The sequence below is a fragment of the Nitrospira sp. genome, from assembly GCA_030692565.1.
Lineage (GTDB): Bacteria > Nitrospirota > Nitrospiria > Nitrospirales > Nitrospiraceae > Nitrospira_D.
The window spans coordinates 18,463-38,322 of record JAUYAO010000044.1; the positions used below are offsets into that span (position 1 = coordinate 18,463).

A 19,860-nucleotide genomic window follows, 5' to 3' on the forward strand; every position below is an offset into this window, starting at 1 on the left:
CTCTACACCGGACACTTTCGAAGGAACACCAGCATGTCATGCCCTTTGCCGAACAGGCGAGCCGGCATCGCCAGAATTTCTGTTGCGATTCTGAGCAGACGATACGATACATAACCGGCCTCCTTCCGCTCTGCCAGAGAGACCCGCCGGGTTTCGCTCCGCTCGACATCAAATCCGCACCGCCGCGCCAGTTTAGCCAGCGAGCTCGGATTAAAAAAGCTGATATGGCCGCCGTGCTCCGCCACCTGAAAATATCCCCAGCGGGCGCCAACCAACCGAACCGTCCAACTCGCGCCATTGCCCGTTCCCACCACGAGCACTCCGTTTGGCTTGAGTATCCGCCACACCTCTCTCAACAGCGCACTGGGATCCGGAAGATGTTCGATGACCTCCATCAGGGTCACCGCATCGAAGCTCGATGCGGGAAAGCGTGCCTCCTCAAGATACCCGTGAAAGACTTTCAATCCGGTGCTCTTGGCAAACTCCGCCGCTTGCGCCGCAGGCTCGACCCCTTCGGCATCGAACCCCTGCGTCACCGCGCTTTGAAGCAACGCCCCGCTGGAACAGCCGATATCGAGCAGCCTGGCACCCCTCCCCGACTCGGAGCGAATGAGCGCGCGCACCGTCCCAAACAACTTGGCAGCCCGAGCATCGTGCCGGCGCTGTGTGCGCAGAGTCGGGAGCGTCCCTCTCGGCGTATCGAACTCTTTCATCGAGCTGGCATAAGCTGTTGCTGTAATCTGACTGACGAGCTGGCCGCACGCCTGACAGCGTCGCAACGGCCCTTCCGGCAACACAATCGTTGTTTCGGCCAACGTGTCCGAGCACCCGACCGGGCAACACTCGATCAACCGCCCGCTGTCAATCAGACCGCCGTTGCCGCCATCGCTACCGCTCATTTTGCTCCCATCAGATATCGGCTGATCCCGACAACCGCTTCCGTGTCCTTGGTTCGCAGGACCTGATCCAGTCGCGTCCGGTTCTCCTCCAGCCGACTTCTCGCCTGCTCTTGATGCCACAAATGAAACACCGGCGCGGCATAGCGCGCTGACTTGTGCTTGACCCCGCTCCGCAACAGTCGAATGACCAGGTCAGAATCCTCCAACCCCCAGCCTTCATACGCCTCATCCAAACCGTTCACGCGCAAGAGATCGTTCCGCCAGGCTGACAGATTGCAGGTCTTCATCCCTTCCCATCGGTTTGGGGCCCACTTACGCAACACGCCGTCCGGCAATACCAGGAGCGGCAAGAGGCGGTTGATATCGCGGCGGGCCCAGGAGCGGGCCCACTGCACCCAGGACCACTGATGAGCCGGAAGATGCTCGCGCAGGACGCGCTGCGTACACCCGGCAGACAACAGCACTCGATTCGCGCCGAGAAAATATCCCGGCTCCGCCAGGCGCTTGTGCGCCCCTACAAACAGCCGGGACGGAATGCAATCCCCGTCGGTAAAGATAATATAGTCCGCTGTCGTGGCGGCGACCGCTCGATTCCGAATGGCGGCGGCACGAAAGCCTCGATCCTCCTGCCACACATGCCGAACCGAGCCTTTGCTCCGACGCTGAAAACCTTGAATGACCGCAGCGGTCTCGGACGTCGACCCGTCATCGGCCACCACCAGCTCAAAGTCCTGATCGGTCTGCGCCTCAAATCCCGCCAAGACGGCGCCCAGGGCATCGGGGCGATTATAGGTCGTGACAATGACGGCGGTCTTCATGCCGATGGCGATCCGCCGGGCCGGCGCAGCGGAGCCTGCGTAGGGAGCGGCCAATGTTCTTGCGCTTCATATCGCTTGGCATACCGATAAAACGTACCCTCGAAATTCCCGAACGCGATCACGAATCCAGGCCAGCCGTCCAGGAATCCCTTCTTGAACACATAATGTTTGATGAAAGACCAGACCCCATGCGCCAGAGCCTGCCCCATCGACACGCGCTTGTCTGCAATCTTCAACACCCCGAGGGTGGAATAGCGGTTCGCCTTCTTGAGTACTTCTTCGAAGTTTCTGAACGGAACCTGCCAGATGGCATGCTTCAACCGCCCCACGGGCTTGGGAGTCAGCAATTCATAGCCTTCATGAACGGGGGACTCCACATAGGTCATCGCGCCTTTGCGGAAGAACTGGGGTTGCCTGAAATTCGGATACCAGCCGGAATGCGCCACCCATTGCCCCATGAAATAATTCCGCCGGGGCACGAGGTACGCACCATGCGCAGGGGATCCGGCCAGCAAGGCGAGGATTTCATCGCGGACTTCCGGCGTGCACTGCTCATCGGTGTCGATGCTCAGAATCCACTCGTGCGTGCACGCGGCGATGGCGCGGTTGCGCAGATGGCCGAATCCTTCGAACGGAATCTGAACGACCCGCGCCCCCATCTCCGCCGCGATCCGATCCGTTCCGTCTGTGCTGGCGGAATCCGCCAAGACGATCTCGTCCGCCCACAGCACGCTCTTGATCGTAGAGGCAATTTTCCCGGCTTCGTTATAGGCAATGATGTAGGCGGATATTTTCTGCATGCTACACTGGCCTATCTGGTTTGCGAGACAAGCAGGACTGACGCGAAAGGCGTGACTCGTCTGCTGCCATATCCCGTATTTCCAACAAATCTCGCAAGTCTCGCCTATCTCGCTCTTCCCGCATCACCGATCACCTTCCCCTTCTCCAGCCCCTCGGCCGTTGAGCGTGGCACTGCCAAGAGGACTCCCAAGAATGTTGCCAGGAGATGTCCCTCCGCGAACGTTCTGAAATGTGAGCTGAAGAGACTCGTCACGCACCATCCGGCAAGGATAGCGACAGCCAACCCCCGGTAGGCTTGAGGACCGTCACGATCAAAACCCAATGCAAATAACCACCCTATAAAAACCAGAATGCCGACGATCCCGTGCTCAACAAAAACGGCCAAATACTGATTGTGCGAGTCTCCCGTCGGCTCGGCCCGCCAATCCTCGGGAGGATACTTACCGGCGATATGCTCACGATACGCTTGAGGGAATCCTCCCGTTCCAACACCAAATACCCAATGCTCGCCGATGATTTCAAGCGTGTTGGCATAGAACACACGCCTGGCACCGAATCCTGTATGGCTTTCCAAGTCAGACTCATGGGTCCATTCTGTTATGGCCTTGCTCATTTTTCCCTGAACTTTAGGAGAGACAGCAAAAGCCAAGCCAGCAGCCACGAAGAGTCCGACGAGAATGAGTACCCGATGCTTCCACGACGCCCGCCACGACAGGAGGAGACTAAGACCCAGCCCCAAAACAACGTACGCACTTCTCGAATCCGTAATAAATACAATGTTCGTGACGAAGAAAACTCCAAGTATGAGCCAGACCCAAGGGGCTAGACCAAGGCTCTTCTGTTCCAATACCGTCCAGGCACAAATCAAAGCAGCGCAGGCAAAGGCCATCCCTTGCGTGCCATAGTTCCGCAGCAGATCGGCGGGGCCACGCCAGAGAGTCACTAAACCAGTAGCGGCTGCAAACGAACCGGCAACCCCCACGACGGTTCCAATGAGGAACGTAGCCAACAGCCGATCCCTCCAACGAGCCTCATCAAATATGGCTAGCGTTAGAAACATCCAGAAAATGGTACGCCACTTGAACACATCGATCCATCGCTCAGACCAAGGAACCGAGGCATACAACACCCCTGTCAGGACAATCCCGAGAAAGGCAATCGCCCAATGACTTGATGGCCGATTCAGCACTTGCCTGAAACGGTCAATAGCCTGACCACTCGCAAGGAACGCCACATAAGCTAGGACCAGGCCGATCGTGCCCACCGAGGGTGAATACAAGAGCCCTACGCAGGCAATGATGGCCGCAAGCCGCCCCAGATCGATGAGTCGTTGAGAGGAAATGACTGCCATATTTTAAAAAGAACTAGTAGAGATACTTTCGGCGGATTTTCTGGAATACGGACGTCACCCGCCGGACAAAGTTGGGAGGGGCCGGCTCTAGGACGGAGCGAAAGTGCCCATTCTTGCTGCCCTGTTCCACAATAGGAGGTTCGAGCCAATACATGGCGATCCCGAGTTCCCGATCGATCCGCTCGAAGAGGTTGTCGATGGGAAAGATAATCCCGCGCTGTTCGATCCACCCTATCCGTAAACGGGCCGCCTGGCTCCCCAATACATAGGCCTCTCCCAACCGTCCGCGAGTGGACTTATACAAATGCCGGCCCGGGACCTTCAGGCGCCGAGGCGTATAGAGATTCCCCCCGCTGCCGATGAACAGCACATGCGGAGAAGCGATGGACGAAGATTCTTTGAGCGCCGCCTGGAGCCGAGGAACAAATTGCCCGGCGAGGAGCGCATCATCTTCCAAAACCAGCGCCCGCTGCCAATTACGCTCGACGATCAGGCGCAATGCCTGGAGATGCTTCAACGCACAGGACTGTTGCCCGGGACTCAGGAGTGAGTCCGTAAAGTATCGGCTCGCAATGGTTGCATCCCAATCGCCGGCATCGTACGAATGGATAAATTCATATTTCAGATCGAGGCTCTGAAGCTGCCGTTCGATACTCCGCCGGCGATCTACAAAATCTCTGGGGTTGATGACGAGTATCCCATCAAGCCCCGGCTCGTTCCGGTGACACTCCCGTTCAGTCATACCCGACCACACACCAACAAACCGTGTGCCCCGATGCACACCGGGCATATGACGAACGGAGGCCTCGTCCCTTCAACCTTCACGTGGTACACCTCGCCGCTCGGCCAGGGACACGGCTAGGGCAAGACCCGCAGCCAGCAGAATCCAACCTCCCAAAATTGCAATTTGAATATCGGGGGCGGCCCATTGAAACGCCAATGCCCCGGCACCGCACACACACATGAGACCGTACTCCGCCAACGCGGTCTTTCGATGGCTCCACCCGCTCAGCACCAGCCGCTGATAACAGTGCTCGCGGTGGGCTCGCCAGAATCGCTCGCCGCGGAAAATCCGCTTCCCCAATGTCAGAGATGCATCCATAATGAACGGTGAAAAGACGAGAACAGGGAACCAGATTGACCAGACTCCGTCTCTCCATCCAATGAGGCCCAGCCCGGCTGCAAGAAAACCTAACGTCGTCGAACCCGCATCCCCAAGAAACATCCTGGCTGGATAAAAATTGAAGAGTAAGAATGCTCCTGATGCAGCGGCAATCGAAGCGCTCACAAGTGCAAGCAAGTTACTTCCGCCAAGCCACGCCACAACCGATAGGAAGCTAAACCCTATCAACGACATACCGCCGGCAAGCCCGTCCATCCCATCCATGAAATTATAGAGGTTGATCATCCACACGATAGCAATCACCGCAACAACGGACCAACCCAATCCAATCTGCCACAAAAGCACCCCCCACACGAATCCGGTCGCCGCAACGAAATGTATGACCAGTCGGGAGACGATCGGAAGGTTCCCGAGATCATCCAGAAAAGAAATCGCCACCAGCAGCACTGCCCCGATCCATAGCGGCCACCACGCAACAGGAGAAACCAGCGACATGCTCACGGCGATACCAGCCGTGACACCGATACCTCCCGTTCTCGGAACAGGTCGTTCATGGAGTGATCGTTCATTGGGATGGTCGAGAAGATGACCGGCAAAATGGCGAAGCAGCCCCATAATCACGATCCAGGTGATCCCAAACGCAATCAAGGGAGAAATAAGAAGGCAAAAAGGAACTGCATTACTCATGAGATCGGTATAGATAACACGGCAACATCGGGTCAGGCCGACCTGAGGGAGTTCACAGCAGGCCCCCGAGTATACCAGGCCGCTGTCTCAGTAAGTCCCTGGTCTACTGAGAAAGGAGGCTGCCAGTCCAACTCCTGCCTGATCTTTGACGAGTTGACCTGCAGCGAACCGAGCAGCCGATCGATGACAGCCTGCTTTCCCAAGATCTTTCCCAGGAAGCGAAGGAGGAATACCGGCAACGGCCACAGACGTACAGATACCCCGAGCGCCTTGCCAAGCCGCCGGATCAATTCAGCAGTGGAAAGATCCTCCCCGTCACTGGCCAGATAGGTGTGACCGGCAGCCCGTATGTCCTGCGCACAACAGACTAGCGCATCGACTAAATTCCCACGATAGATAAGACTGCGCTGATTTTGAATACTGGCCAGGGGTAGTGGCACACCCCGACGCAGAACTTTCAGCAATTGTAAAAAGTTCCCTCCGACACCGGGTCCATATACAAGCGGTGACCGGACAACGACGATCTCCAGCCCTGTCTGCGTCGATACTCTCGCAAGAGCCTGTTCTGACTCCCACTTCGAAACTCCGTAGGGGTCCTGTGGATTCGGGAGATCCTGTTCGGTAAACGGGAAGAGGCTCTGTTCGCCGTTGACCTTGATCGAACTCAAGTACACAAACCGACGGACACCTCGCGATGCAGCGGCTCGCGCCAGCCGCTCCGTCCAGTCTGTGTTGACCCGCCGAAACTCGCAGAGCGGATCAGCCGCATCGTCGGTCATCACATGGACTCGAGCCGCCAAGTGAACCACTACCTGCACGGCCTGCAGCGCATGGTTTGTCTCGTCCGCACCGGATCGGTCGTGCAGCACCACCCGCTCCAGGCCGTTGGAATCTGAGACCACGCTCTGCGGCAGCTTCGCCCGATCTCGAACCGCCCCCCTCACCAGGAACCCGGCTTCCTGCAGGCAGCGGCAGAGGGCCGTCCCCACAAACCCGTTCGCTCCCGTTACCAGAATTCGGTCAGCCACAGTCTGCCAGATACCGGATCACTTGTGCCAGACAAGTCGATTCACGTAATCCGTATAGCTCAGAATAATGCGGACCACTTTCTCAGACACGTTCGGCACATCGTAATCCCGGACGATCCGCAACCCGCGTTTATCTCCACGAGGCTGAGCTTCCAAAATCAACAAGGCCTGAAGCACTCTTTCCCTATCAAGCCCCGTCATCATCACCGCGCCTTCTTCCATGCCTTCCGGCCGCTCGTGAGCCTCACGGATATTCACCGCAGGGAAGTTAAGAATCGAGGACTCTTCGGTGATCGTCCCGCTATCCGATAAGACCGCACGTGCCTGCGTCTCCAAATGGACATAATCAAATAGTCCGAAGGGCTTGTGGAGTTCCACCAATGTCGGCAATTTCACCTTCTCTGATTCCATACGCACCCGCGTACGCGGGTGCGTGGAGCAGATAACCCGATGCCCGAACGTCTCGGCGAGAGCCTTGAGCAAGTCGACGAGCCTTTTGAACTGCGCCGGCGAATCGACATTTTCTTCTCGGTGAGCACTCACAACAAAGTACTTGTTCGGTGAAAGACGGAGCGCTTTCAGCACCTTCGACCGGCGGATCTTTCCCTGATAATGCGACAACACTTCATACATCGGGCTGCCGGTTTTGATTGCACGTTCCGGAGCTACCCCCTCCCTCAGCAAATACTCACGAGCCAACTCGCTGTAGGTCATATTGATATCGCTCAGATGGTCGACGATCTTCCGGTTCAACTCCTCCGGAACGCGTTGATCGAAGCATCGATTGCCCGCTTCCATATGAAACACCGGGATCTTCCGGCGCTTGGCGACAATGACGGCCAGACAGCTATTGGTATCGCCCAGCACCAACAGCGCATCGGGTTGCTCCTTGGCCAGGATCGGATCGATCTTGATCAGAATGGTTCCGATCGTTTCCGCAACCGATTGCCCGGCAGCCCCCAAGACATAGTCTGGTCTCCGAAGCTCCAGCTCCTTGAAGAAGATTTCGTTCAGCTCATAATCGTAGTTCTGGCCAGTATGCACCAGACAATGATTAGTATAGCGGTCAAGGGCGGTCAAGACTCGTGACAATCGAATGATCTCAGGGCGAGTACCCACCACTGTCATCACTTTCAGCTTTTTCATAAGTCTACAGGCTCCCGAATCGTATCGGATCGTTGTGGATCGAAGATCTCGTGGGCCCAGAACAACGTCGTGAGCTCCGCCTGGCCTGTATTGGTAATGTCATGGGTACAGAACGTCGGCATATCGATATACTGCGGAACAGTTCCCGATACCTTGAATTCCACGATATCCCTCGTCAACAGTTTCCGAATTCGAATGACCGCATCCCCGCCCAGGACTAAGAACCGTTCGAACTTCCTGGCGTGGTAGTGGTTGCCTCTGGTGATACCGGGCTTCGTTGTCGAGATGAAGCACTGCCCACCATGCAGACTCTTGACCGCCTCGAACAGATGCCCCCTGGCATCGCTGTGCAATTGGAGCGTCACCGGATAATGACGCGGATAGAGAAACGATCGGTAGGTGTTGAACAGGTCCAGATCCAGATCGGCTTTCAGGTCGGGGACAAGATGCGCCCGGTAACACCGATCAAACGCCTGCAACTTCGAAAGGCATTCGGACACTGACAGCCGCTCTCCCTCCACCCGCACCTGGCCGGATACATGGCCCTCTATGGCCGCAACGAGCGCACGTGACACTCTCTGAGCATGCATCAACTCGAGCTGCCCATCTTGAATGATCTTCGGCTCCTCTCCCGAGGCAAGCTGGTGGCAAAATGTGGCCACGACGGAATTGTAAAACGGGCGCCCTCCCTCTCCATATACATTGGGAATCACAAGGTCTGTAAAAACGGCTCCGATTTCTGATGCCCAAGCCCCCAGCAGGGCGGCGCTTTTCTGTTTGGATCGCCCATAGGCCGTATCCCGCTCCTGATGGGTTGAATTTGCCAGGAGCACATGAGGTCGCGCCCCCGTTTGCCTACAGGCGGTAATAAGCTGATTAGTGAGCTCGAGGTTGACACGCTCGATGTCCTGATCATTGCCGCGATTCAGGCCTGCCAGATGGACAACCGCATCGGCTTGCCGGATCACTTCTTGGAAACGGGCGGGATCGCGAAAACCTTCCCGATCAACTTGAAGAATCTTGATCTCAGGTTTGGCGTGGCAATGTACTCGTAGATGCCAACCGAGAAATCCAGCCGCTCCTGTAATTGCTATCGTTGTCATAAAGAAATCCTACCCGAGGAAGGAACTACGGGAACCACGCGGAGCCAGGTCATCGCCCTGTCAGCGCCTGCCGGATTTCCGGCAGCGTGCGCAGCAACACCTCGACCTCCTTCACGGTCAACCGTTGTGTATTATGGGACGTGTAGTCATCCACTTCGGCCTCCTGTAAATCACCTTCCGTAAAATACTTGCTATAGTTGAGATCCCGCGAATCCATGGCAACCCGGTAATACTCTTTCATGTCGTCGGCCCGACGCAACTCCTCACGGGTCGCCAGCGTTTCATAGAGTTTTTCACCATGACGAACGCCGATCACTTTCACAGGAACCGTGGACTGAAATACCGCTTTCATGGCCGCGGCCAAGTCGGCCACCGTACAGGCAGGCGCTTTACGAATTAGAATATCTCCCTGGCGTCCATGCTCAAATGCAAAGAGAACGAGATCCACGGCCTCCGATAGCGGAAGCAAAAACCGCGTCATGCCTGGCTCGGTGATGGTCAGCGCCTGTTGCGCCTTGATCTGTTGGACAAAGAGCGGAATGACCGAGCCACGCGAGTACATCACATTCCCATACCGCACCGTACTCACCACGGTAGCGCCGGGACCGGTCGTGCGCGCGGCAGCCTGAGCCACCTTTTCCATCAAGGCCTTCGTCATACCCATCGCATTGATCGGATACACCGCCTTGTCCGTGCTCAGACAGATGACCTTTGTCGCCCCGTGCTTGATGGCAGAATCAACCACATTGTGGCTGCCGATGACATTGGTGTAGACAGCCTGCATAGGGAAAAAATCACAGGACGGCACTTGCTTCAGGGCCGCGGCATGGAAGACAAAGTCCACGCCTTGCATGACCGCATCCACACTCTCGCGGCTCCTGACGTCGCCGATATGAAATTTGAGGCGCGGTTCGTTCAGCTCTATCCGCATCATTTCTTGCTTCAATTCATCGCGACTGAAAATGCGGATTTCTTTCACCTCACGAGGCCGGAGGATATCCACAAATGCCCGACCAAATGATCCGGTCCCTCCGGTAATCAACACCGTTTTCCCCTTCAACACATCGCTCATGAAGGTCTTCCCCTTTCACTCGACAAGGCCGATTCGGATGCAGCCGACGCCCGTATGTTCCCTTGCCTTTCGACTAACTCCTGCATCCATTTTTCAAGCTGGTCGAACAGCATGGACCGGTCAAAATGCGCGGCGTAGTATTCCGCTCCGCGACGGCCCATCAGTTCCCTGGCTTCGCGTGGAGTCTCCGCCATTCTCAGCACAGCATCGGCCAAAGCCTCCGGCTGCTCGGCTGAACAGACGAGGCCTGCTCCCGCCTCTCGAATAATCCGAGCCCCTTCCCCGTCAAGTGCGGCAATAATCGGACGCCCCGAAGCCAGATAGGACTGCACCTTCCCGGGAATTGTCAAAGCAAAAATGGGCTCACGCCGGAGAGTCACCAACATGGCATCGGCCTGCGCAAAAAACGCCGGCATGGTTTCAAGCGGATGCCTGCCAAGAAAATGTACGGTGCCGGCTAACTGCCGTCGTTCCACTTCAGCCTGAGCCCAGCTCAACATGCGTCCATCGCCGACAATAATCCAGTGAATATCCGCTCTCGATTTCACCCGTTCCGCCGCCGCAATGATCGTCTCAAAATCCTGCGCCGCCCCCACATTCCCGGCGAACATCACTCGAAACCCTTCCGGAAAATGGACACTCTCCGGCACAGGCAATCGACCGACGGCAGTCTCATAGAGAGCTTCCGCCCAGCTCGGGAAATACAGGATTTTCCCCGAAGGAACACGCTGTTGTTCGACATGAGATACAAAGGCTCGTGATTGCACAAGGATCCGATCGCAATGCCGATAGATGAACCGCACCATACGCTCGATCCACTGCAGCGCGCGCGACGACCGAATCGCTTGCGTGGCCGAAACGCTCTCAGGCCATAAATCCAGCACCCAGAACAATATTGGGGCTCGTGTCAGAGCTTTTAGCGCAAGAGCGGGGAACCCCACCGTCATTGGAGATGGCTCATGGACAAAAATCACATCGTAATTCTTTCGGCAGCTCAGCCCCCCCCTGAGCGTTGCCATTACCGCAAAAGATAGGTAGTTGAGCGCCAGGCGCACTCCGGTCGCACTGCCGCGGGGAAACAAAGGACACCGGATTACCTCTACCCCTTCGTAGCATTCCCGATAGGGTCCGCCGAAACCATACCCTGAAGAGAAAGTCCCCGCCGGGTAATTCGGCAAACCCGTGAGGACCGTTACGACATGACCGCGCCGTTGAAACTCGCGTGCCAAATCATTGATCCGAAAATTCTCCGGCCAGAAATACTGGCTAACAATAAGAAGTCGCACTTACTCAGACCAACCCCTTAAACAGCCTCCGCCACCGCTCCCCGGACACATTCGGTCACTCTCCGACAATCTCACCCCAGGAACCACCGAAGAAATCTCCACCGGGGTCCAAGCACCAATATGACGCACCAGGGCCCCTCACGAGTTGGATGCCAGGACGGCATCAAACATACTCCGGTAAGCGTCCAGGTCCACATGACTTGCACGCCACGCAGCAACATAGTGTGTACAGGCTTCGCGTATCTTGGCCATGTCGTTTTCGGTCATCATTTGATAGCGACTCAGTTCCCGCACAAAAGCCTGTTCGTCCGCTAGCGGCAAATCGGCCCCGACACCTGCACGCATCAGATGGCGCCAGGGGGTTCGATCACTGATCACCACGGGAAGACCCGCAGCAAGTCCTTCAAGAATCGCATGGCCAAAGTTCTCGCCGAGCGTCGGAAGCAGCATCACATCGTATTCGTGAAGCCGCTCAGACAGATGCTCATGAGCAACTTCTCCTCGATGACGCACCGATACATGATCCGGACAGAGGGCAATCTGCTGCTGACAAAGATCCCAATATGGCTTGTCCTCAACAAGCCCCCAGAGATCAAGCTGAACTCGCCCGGATAGTTGAGACGCAATACGAATTGCAGCCAGGGTGTTCTTCATAGGCACCACGCGGGACGCAAGAACCAGGCGCAATGTACCGGGCTGTTTCTCGACATGAGGGATGATCCGCGCGGACTCAGCTTCCGGTAAATTGCTGGCAAGAAACAACCTGCCAGCCCGCGGAGATAAAACACCTCGAATCTGTTCGGCCTCCGGCTCGGAGCAGGCATGCCAAAACACATGTTTGTAAAGTCCGACCCCTCTGGCTGCGAGTACAAAACCCCGCTTGCGGGTCGCTTTTAGCCCAAGAGCCCCCGACGAAAACTCGCCCCTCGGAGTGAGAAGGATCGGAGTCGAACGGCCGCGCCCTAAAGCGACAAGCGGCAACATTGAAAACGACCGGTCGAACAAGCTGTTGAGATAAATCATGTCCGGATTGGCATCGGATACCACCCTTCGGCAGAAGCCAAATCCCAGATCGGATGGAGCTGCATAGAAAATGGCGGCCCCACCTCGGCGTTGCCATTGGCCCACTTTAATGTCCGGATAAGGAATATCCGAGCGGTGATCCCGGTCCAGGCAGACGATACGAAAATCGTATTCGGCACTCAACGCCTCCACAAGATTAGAGAGGCTTCGAACCGGTCCTCCGGCTCGATAACCCGGAAGATAGGAACGAGCGAAGACCAGAACAACAGGTCTTCTGGACGGATTAGGCCGACTCATCGCGCATAGATCGCATTCGCGACCGTGGCGGCCCAGCGACGGCTGCTCTGCCCGGCTTCATGTGCGGCGGATACTCCATGGCGGCCAGCAAGGCGATCCACCTCATGGTTCATCCATACGCCCAAAGGAATCCCAAAGCCTGACTTCGTTCGACCGGTCATGGCCTGACTCAGCGGCGTGACGGGGCTGGCGGCGAGCAAATGCTTTCCTTGTAGTCGCCCGAACGATCTGAGTACAGGCATCAAATCCCGCAACAGCCAGGCATCAACCAGCGGCGTGCGCAACTCTACACTATGATCCATACTGGCCCAGTCGCTGTCCCGCAATAACTGATTGCGAAGATAGACCATGGACTCGAGTTGCCCTACAGCAGCCATAGAATCAGCCGGGAGGTCGCCAGCGACAGACTCCAGGAGGGCCGCGGGATCACGCTGTCGCGACCCCTGGGACGATCCCCCTCCCTCCAGCAGTGTAGGCAGGTCGTCAGGCGTAAAGAGGCCTCTCCGCAGCCAATAGGCGCCGTACAGATTTCCGGCTTGACGGGTTAACCAGCGCCAACGCGAATTCCCGCTGTATCGCGAAAAAACGCGCAGCGCGAGATCTGCCGCCAACAGGGCCCCGGGAACTTTCGCCATCCGCCTCCGTCGCGAGACAAGCAAGGGAAGCTGCTGAAAGCTTGGATAGCCATAAAACAATTCGTCCCCGCCGATACCGGAAATGACCACCTTCAAACCCAGCTCAGCCACAGCCTTGCTCGCATACCATGTATTGATCCCGTCAATGCTCGGCTGATCCATGGCCGAGAGGATCCTCGGGAGGTCGGAATCAAACTCCTGTCGCGTAATCACCCGCACGTGATGCCTGATCCCGAACCGCTCGGCAATCTCCTTGGCCGCGGGCACTTCGTCTTCGTGCTGTCCGTGAAATTCCCTGAATGCCACCGTAACACCGAGGACATCTCGCGCTCCGTTGTCTTTCATTAATCCCGCAAGACTGCCGGAATCGATCCCGCCGGAAAGGAATATACCCACCGGGACGTCGGCGACCAGATGTTGTTGCACAGAACGGGAAACCGCAGTGCGCACAGCCTCTTGAACGTCGTCGGCCGTCATACGGCACTCCGGCGCCTTGCGCCAGGAATCCCCGATATCCCAATACTTGTGAGGACCAACGAGCTGACCGTCTGCGGATATACGGCACCAGCTACCGGCAGGCACGGCAGTGATATCACGGAACCAGGTGCGCGGCTCAGGGACACTCCCTAACAGCCAAAACCCAGCCTGCCCCTCCGGATCGGAGTCGTACGAAATCAGACCGGAGGCGAGCAAGGCTTTCACCTGAGAAGCAAATAGCCAGCCCTTCTTGCTCTGACCAAGGTACAACGGCTTAATGCCATAAGGATCCCGGGCCAACAATACCGTACGAGTGATGCGATCCCATATCGCAAGGGCAAACATCCCGCGCAAGCGAGACAGCATTCCCTCGCCATGCCGGGCAAAGAGTCGCAGCAGCACCTCCGTGTCGCTTTGCGTACGAAAGCGGTCACCGTCTTCCTCAAGCCCACGGCGCAACTCGAGAAAATTGTATATTTCTCCGTTGAACACAATCACAAAGCGGCCGTCATCGGAAAGCATCGGCTGGTTTGCGCGAGACTCCAAATCGATAATCGACAACCGACGATGACCCAAACTCAGATCTGCTTTTGAATCCGTCCAATACCCCAGAGCATCTGGACCGCGCGCTTGCATTCGATCACACATTTTTCGCACAGCGTCATCAGCAGAGCACTGACCGGCTGTCGTTCGGGAAAGAAACACTCCTGCCAACCCACACATAATCTTAATAACTCCTGCAACGCTTCCCCGTCAGTACGTACCGTATCCCGGATTGACTCCGTCTGCTCTGAGCCCAAGGCAATAGAGATCCGAGCACACAATCCCGGGACAGTAACTCTGCTTATTGACTGAGGGCTGCCAACTGAGACGAGGCCGAACTCTCCGTACTGCCCCTCCAACAAACCTGCGCTACGATGAACTAACCGAGGGCATCCCTGGCACATCAGGCTCTTTTGTAGAGGGAATAACACAGCCGCAGCATGGGCCGAGGGATGAGCATGAGAGGAAAGGCAAGGTAGAACTCAGGATAGCTCCAGAACAATTTTGCCATCTTGACAATTTTGGGGGTTGACGAGCCAAAGCCTGTCGTAAACCCTTTCGCGCGCTCGACGACAACGGCCCTCCAGGAGCGCCCAAACTTCTGAGCCTGGACATGCCTTAGTAGTTTCCTGTCAAAAGACTCCGTAAATTCACGGGCGACGAGCGCATAGTTAATTCCATGCACTTCAAACGAATCATACCAGCGGGCCTCCCCTGCAGGCTTTTCATCGCTTAAGAAATTTCTCCCGTCCAGCAGATAAAACTTCCTGCCCACCGACAGTGCATTCAACGATAAGAACAGGGTTACCCATGATGTGCCAATAAATGCGAGAGCCTTCTCCATACCCGACAATAACGTCTCCCGCCTGAAGAGCATGGCAGAACAAAAACCAAGCTGATCCTTCAGTGTAGACAATACCTCATCCCGATCTTTCGTCAGTCGGCTCTCACCAAGATGAATAGAGTAATTCTCTCCGGCCATATCAGTCGAATTGATGTACATAAAGTCTATGTCACGCACATCCCTTAGAACACCGAGGACTCTGCCAACCGTCCCTGGACAAAACACATCATCACCAAACCACCACACAAAATTGCCCCGCGCCTCCCGGCTGACAAACATGAACGCGAGATCGACCCCTTCTTTTTTTAAGTGGAAGTATCTGATGGGCAGCCTGGTCAAATACCCGGATACGATCTTCTCCGTTTCAGCATCCGGATTATCATCCCGAATGACAATTTCGACACTCTCCAAATCCTGCCCAAGCAAACTATCCAGCGTTCGCCTCATCTGGTTGGGCTGACCATATGTTGGGATACAGACACTCAGAAGCATAGAAGAAGGGGAGGTCAGAGATATCTATAATTGCGGAGTTGAGCCGGAGGCGAACCCGTGAAGCCTGTGAAGTTAGGCCCGGACGATTCCAATAAACATGGCGTTGGCATTATTGTACGGTTCACCAAACTTACTCGCTGCAACCTTGGAATACTCTACTTGCTCCCACTGATTGTCGGCTGATATTCTTTTGAGGTAATGCCGTTCTGAGAAAACATCGCCTCCGCGCTCCAGATACTCATCGAAATATTGGTTGTACCCGAGAGGCAAGGTCACCAGCATCACGCCGCCCGATCGCATACAATTATCCCTTAGATTCTTGAACGCGAATGGAATTTTCCCAGGATCCCGCTCCGCCTCATCCCATCCAACATGCTCTAACGTTGAGATACTGATGATCGCATCGTATTTTTCACTTGGGGCAAAATCAATGACGTCCTCGTTGATCAGGCCCGGCGACGAATCATACTTATCGAGAATATCTCGCTGTTGTCTGAATCCGTAATTCCTGAGGACATTTCCCACCTCGAGAATTCTTGCCCCTTGTCTATGAGCTCGCAGGAACCACTCAGCTACGGGTATCTCAACTGTTCTTTCATTTTGATAGGCGAGATTGTAGGTATGACGGAAGTACTTCAGTCGGTGCCCACAATACTCAAAACTGCCTGACGGAGTGATGCGGAAGTAGAGGTTTTTCAGCATATCCCGGGCTAGTCGAGCCCCGACCTCAACTAGCTTCCTGCCGATACCTAGCACCCCACCTTTTTCATACAGCAGTCCCAGCTCAGCTCTCATGGCTCAAGATACCCACTTTCTGAATCAGCTTGCGTTCCAGGCAGTCAAAACTTGATTGCGTATTTCTCAGTCGATTCTTTTGGCGAGAAGGTGACCGGTATACATATTTCTCGCCTCTTCCCCAACAAGATGAGGCACATAGGCATGAGTCGGCCCCGTATGCGATGTTGAATAGCCGCATTCGCGCAGATATTGGTCCAATTTTTCGTAGCCGTAGTGATATTCAATCATCATGTCCGAGAACTTTCTCAGGACAGCTTTGGGAGTCTTGAGCAAGATCTCGTACTCGAAACCTTCGGTATCTAACTTAAGGAAACCATCGGCAACGTCGAAGCGGCTGACTATGTCGGAAAGCGTAATCATCGGAACGGTCTGCCCAGCCTGAGGAGTAAGAAGATTGGCGCCAAACATATCTTCAGAAGCGGGATCAAGCGTAATACTGCCGGCCTTCCCCCCCACCGCAGACAACAAGATTTCACAGGATGCAGTCAATCCATTTTGCCGTATATTTCTCTCGGCAAGGCGATGATACCCTGGGAAAGCCTCAATACCCACGACATGAGTAGCACCTTCCAGCAAGAAATAGACAGCTGTGTCCCCAAATGCCGCACCGATATCGATGACCCGCTTCCCCTTAGGACTGACAGAACCGAGAAACCCACGATAGGGATCAAATGCGAATATCTCGAAGATGGTGTCAAATCCATACTTCCCAAACGCAAATTCTAACTGCCTGCCATGGTAGTCAAAGGTCATAGACTCACCTGACAGTTTTGTTGAGGGCAACAAACTAAACAGGTGCGTGTGCAGAATGTATTTTTGCCAGGACTGCTTGGTCAGCGGCAATTCATAACCGTTTCTGAATCGGATAAGACATTTCTCTTTACTCCCATAGCGAACCAAAAGCGCATCGATCCAATTCCTCGTTGACCGAATCACATAATAGAGACTCCTGATTCTGGCTGCTGCATTGCCCAGGACGGTTCCATTCGACTCTATTGCAGAGTTCATGCTCGATCCTTTGCTTATTGTAGGATAATTATCGACCTAACAAAGAGAGAGACTGTGGGTTCAAGGTTCTAGTGCAACACCAGTATCCTGAAGCATCCAGGAACCAAGGAGTTGCACAGGGCCCTCTACCGACGCCTGACTCTTATGGAACGTGAAGCACTCAGTCGAATGTTGGCTGCCGGGTATAGCCTGCGGGCCACGGCTCAAGCGCTGCAGCGCGCGCCGAGCACGGTGGCGCGGGAACTTGCTCGGCACCGCGCCTGTCCCATCACCTATCGGGCTGTCCCAGCCCATCACCGCGCCCACCGGTGGGCCCATCGTCCCCGGAAGCCCCGCAAGCTCGCGGTCCATCGCCGGCGCCGCCGGGCCGTGTTGACGCTGCTCGCTCAGCGCTGGTCGCCTGAACAGATTGCCCACGGCTTGCGCCAGCGGTATCCTGACGATCTCACGATGCGCCTCTCGCACGAAGCCATCTACACGTATGTGTAGGGGCTGCCCCGCGGGGCGTTGAAACGCGAACTCGCCCGCTATCTGCGACGCCGTCACCGCTGTCGTCGTCCCCGCAAGATCCGCCGCTCGTCGCGCCCCGTCCAGGACATCGTGAGCATTGACGAACGGCCGGCCGAGGTGGCCGATCGCACGGTGCCCGGCCATTGGGAGGGCGACTTGTTGGTCGGCCAGGCGAACGCGTCGGCGCTCGGGACGCTGGTGGAACGCACCACCCGGTTTACGCTGCTGGTGCCGCTGACGGCCAAAGACGCGACCGCCGTGCGGCGGGCCTTCGCCCGGGAAGTGCGGACGCTGCCTGCCCAACTCCGCCGCTCCCTCACGTATGACCAGGGCCAGGAAATGCGGGAGCACCGCCTCTTTACCAAACAGACCAAGATGCAGGTCTACTTTGCCCATCCCCAGTGTCCCTGGGAGCGGGGGACGAACGAGAACACGAACGGCTTGCTGCGGCAGTTCTTTCCCGCCGGCACCGAGTTCCAGCGCGTCTCGCGGCGGGCGATCAAACGCGTGCAGGCGATGCTCAACGATCGCCCGCGGAAAATTCTGAACTGGCACAGTCCGGCTCATGCTTTTCACCACCTGGTGTGCTAAGATTTTGAATGCACAGACACACTCTCTCAGCCACCCCATCCGCTCCACCCAATTCGAAATAACCACTTGCAAGGCGTACAATTACAAATGCCAAAGGTCTCACACTGTAGGCCGCACTCAATCCATAAACCGTAAAACAGACCACCCACACTCACGACACACTGCCGCCACCATTCACTCTTGCCCAGGCCGGAGTACCACATTTGTTCGTAAGACCTACTCTACCGGGGTGAGGGAGTCAGAAAAACCAACCCTTGTGCCCACGAAGCTCCAATCAACTCAATACTCCTGCAAAACACGCAATCTGCGATGACTAAAGAAGAGCTTGTATACCTTGTATAGAACTCTATTCACCCACAAAGGCATCAGGAAAACCGGCAAGGCAATCCAGAATTCCGGGAAACTCCAATAGTACTTAAACATTTTCCACAGCTTCCCAGAAGGAGTATCCCACCCGCCAACCCAACCGACGAGCATACCCCTCCAAAGCGCGGCGAAATTCGTTTTTAGAATCTTTCGGATCGATCGACGGGTAAATTTCCCTTCAAACTCCTTCACAATAGAATAGAAATGAATTCCATAAACATTGAATCCTTCGTTTACGATCTCTCCGGTCTTGATTGTCGCCCTCTTTATTTCCTCAACGGTAGTTGGGTGGTTTAGGACATAGGGGCCGGCAAGGAAGTAGAACCTGCCCGGCCCAGAGAGGACATGAAGATAGGCACAGGTCGATGCAAACGAAAAACCCACCACATGCTTGCGCGCGATGTCCAAACCTGACAAACCACTCTGCTTCCGCATGATTTGTGTCGATACAAGACCTATCCCAGTTCCTACAACCTCCAACGCTTCGCTTCCATCTCGAAAGAAACCGGACGGTCTACCCTGGATTGCCACCCCTCGAGGAAGATCTGAGTCGAAATTTGCCCAAATCAAATTCAGATCAGGATTAGCCTTAATCAAACCAAGCACAGCATCTATCCCGCCTGACAAAAGTTCGTCATCGTCACTGAACAGCCAATAGAATTCACCCTTCGCGCGCTCCAGCAAGAACAGACTAGCCGCATCAAGACCAATTTTTGGCCCAGTGAAGTACTGAAAGTTAATGGCCTTCCCCGCGACCATCCTGTCAAATACGTCTTTTGAATCTGCAGTGGTACTATCGTCTCGCACGACCACTTCTGTCTCTGGGGTCATCTGCGGCAAGAGACCTTTCAGCATACGCTCCAGCTCATGCGGACGATTGTATGTTGGGATGCACACACTGAGAGTGATTTTGTTTTGGCTATCAATCATGAATCATGCTCGCATGCGGCGAAGATTCGTGG

At 55.6% G+C, this 19,860-nt stretch carries 17 protein-coding genes and 1 pseudogene; 1 reads left to right on the forward strand and 17 read right to left on the reverse strand.

The features are described from left to right. Positions 1-2: 2 nt before the first annotated feature. The 16 genes from Q8N04_11405 to Q8N04_11480 all read right to left on the reverse strand — a co-directional run bounded on the left by Q8N04_11405 (position 3) and on the right by Q8N04_11480 (position 17,431). A complete protein-coding gene (locus Q8N04_11405) occupies positions 3-899 on the reverse strand; it encodes a class I SAM-dependent methyltransferase (protein ID MDP3091279.1) in 897 nt (298 codons plus the stop codon). Then, entirely contained in the window at positions 896-1,717 is an 822-nt protein-coding gene (locus tag Q8N04_11410; GenBank protein MDP3091280.1) for a glycosyltransferase family 2 protein, read from the reverse strand. The genes Q8N04_11405 and Q8N04_11410 overlap by 4 nt, the downstream gene beginning before the upstream one ends. Continuing rightward, entirely contained in the window at positions 1,714-2,517 is an 804-nt protein-coding gene (locus Q8N04_11415) for a glycosyltransferase family 2 protein (protein ID MDP3091281.1), read from the reverse strand. Before Q8N04_11415 ends, Q8N04_11410 begins: the two co-directional genes overlap by 4 nt. A 104-nt stretch (positions 2,518-2,621) precedes the next feature. Further along, on the reverse strand, positions 2,622-3,782 hold the full coding sequence (locus Q8N04_11420) for an O-antigen ligase family protein (GenBank protein ID MDP3091282.1): 1,161 nt from the start codon (positions 3,780-3,782) through the stop codon (positions 2,622-2,624). A 100-nt stretch (positions 3,783-3,882) separates the two neighbouring features. Beyond that, positions 3,883-4,611 (reverse strand): glycosyltransferase family 25 protein, encoded by a 729-nt coding sequence (locus tag Q8N04_11425; GenBank protein MDP3091283.1) that lies wholly within the window; start codon positions 4,609-4,611, stop codon positions 3,883-3,885. Between the two features lie 72 nt (positions 4,612-4,683). After that, the gene (locus tag Q8N04_11430) at positions 4,684-5,607 is read right to left on the reverse strand and encodes a glycosyltransferase family 4 protein (GenBank protein MDP3091284.1); all 924 of its coding nucleotides are present in this window, start codon (positions 5,605-5,607) and stop codon (positions 4,684-4,686) included. Positions 5,608-5,711: 104 nt separating this feature from the next. After that, a complete protein-coding gene (locus Q8N04_11435) occupies positions 5,712-6,707 on the reverse strand; it encodes an SDR family oxidoreductase (protein MDP3091285.1) in 996 nt (331 codons plus the stop codon). A gap of 18 nt (positions 6,708-6,725) precedes the next feature. Beyond that, positions 6,726-7,853: a UDP-N-acetylglucosamine 2-epimerase (non-hydrolyzing) gene (gene wecB / locus Q8N04_11440; GenBank protein ID MDP3091286.1), complete on the reverse strand. Its 1,128-nt coding sequence runs from the start codon at positions 7,851-7,853 to the stop codon at positions 6,726-6,728. Beyond that, complete coding sequence (locus Q8N04_11445) at positions 7,850-8,956, reverse strand: NAD-dependent epimerase/dehydratase family protein (GenBank protein ID MDP3091287.1); 1,107 nt, start codon at positions 8,954-8,956, stop codon at positions 7,850-7,852. Before Q8N04_11445 ends, wecB begins: the two co-directional genes overlap by 4 nt. A gap of 49 nt (positions 8,957-9,005) precedes the next feature. After that, positions 9,006-10,028 carry a polysaccharide biosynthesis protein gene (locus tag Q8N04_11450; GenBank protein MDP3091288.1) on the reverse strand — a complete coding sequence of 341 codons (1,023 nt, stop codon included), beginning with the start codon at positions 10,026-10,028 and terminating at the stop codon, positions 9,006-9,008. After that, a complete protein-coding gene (locus Q8N04_11455; GenBank protein ID MDP3091289.1) occupies positions 10,025-11,314 on the reverse strand; it encodes a glycosyltransferase family 4 protein in 1,290 nt (429 codons plus the stop codon). Before Q8N04_11455 ends, Q8N04_11450 begins: the two co-directional genes overlap by 4 nt. A gap of 138 nt (positions 11,315-11,452) precedes the next feature. Continuing rightward, a complete protein-coding gene (locus tag Q8N04_11460) occupies positions 11,453-12,529 on the reverse strand; it encodes a glycosyltransferase family 4 protein (protein MDP3091290.1) in 1,077 nt (358 codons plus the stop codon). 101 nt (positions 12,530-12,630) lie between these two features. After that, complete coding sequence (gene asnB, locus Q8N04_11465; protein ID MDP3091291.1) at positions 12,631-14,469, reverse strand: asparagine synthase (glutamine-hydrolyzing); 1,839 nt, start codon at positions 14,467-14,469, stop codon at positions 12,631-12,633. Positions 14,470-14,692: 223 nt separating this feature from the next. Next, the gene (locus Q8N04_11470) at positions 14,693-15,625 is read right to left on the reverse strand and encodes a glycosyltransferase family 2 protein (GenBank protein ID MDP3091292.1); all 933 of its coding nucleotides are present in this window, start codon (positions 15,623-15,625) and stop codon (positions 14,693-14,695) included. 72 nt (positions 15,626-15,697) lie between these two features. Next, positions 15,698-16,420 carry a hypothetical protein gene (locus Q8N04_11475; protein MDP3091293.1) on the reverse strand — a complete coding sequence of 241 codons (723 nt, stop codon included), beginning with the start codon at positions 16,418-16,420 and terminating at the stop codon, positions 15,698-15,700. Positions 16,421-16,486: 66 nt separating this feature from the next. Continuing rightward, a complete protein-coding gene (locus Q8N04_11480; protein MDP3091294.1) occupies positions 16,487-17,431 on the reverse strand; it encodes an FkbM family methyltransferase in 945 nt (314 codons plus the stop codon). 84 nt (positions 17,432-17,515) lie between these two features. Here Q8N04_11480 and Q8N04_11485 point away from each other — a divergent pair. After that, positions 17,516-18,532: pseudogene (locus Q8N04_11485) on the forward strand (IS30 family transposase). Positions 18,533-18,811: 279 nt separating this feature from the next. On the opposite strand, the gene Q8N04_11490 reads toward Q8N04_11485, so the two are convergent. Beyond that, positions 18,812-19,828 carry a glycosyltransferase family A protein gene (locus Q8N04_11490; protein MDP3091295.1) on the reverse strand — a complete coding sequence of 339 codons (1,017 nt, stop codon included), beginning with the start codon at positions 19,826-19,828 and terminating at the stop codon, positions 18,812-18,814. Positions 19,829-19,860: the final 32 nt, after the last annotated feature.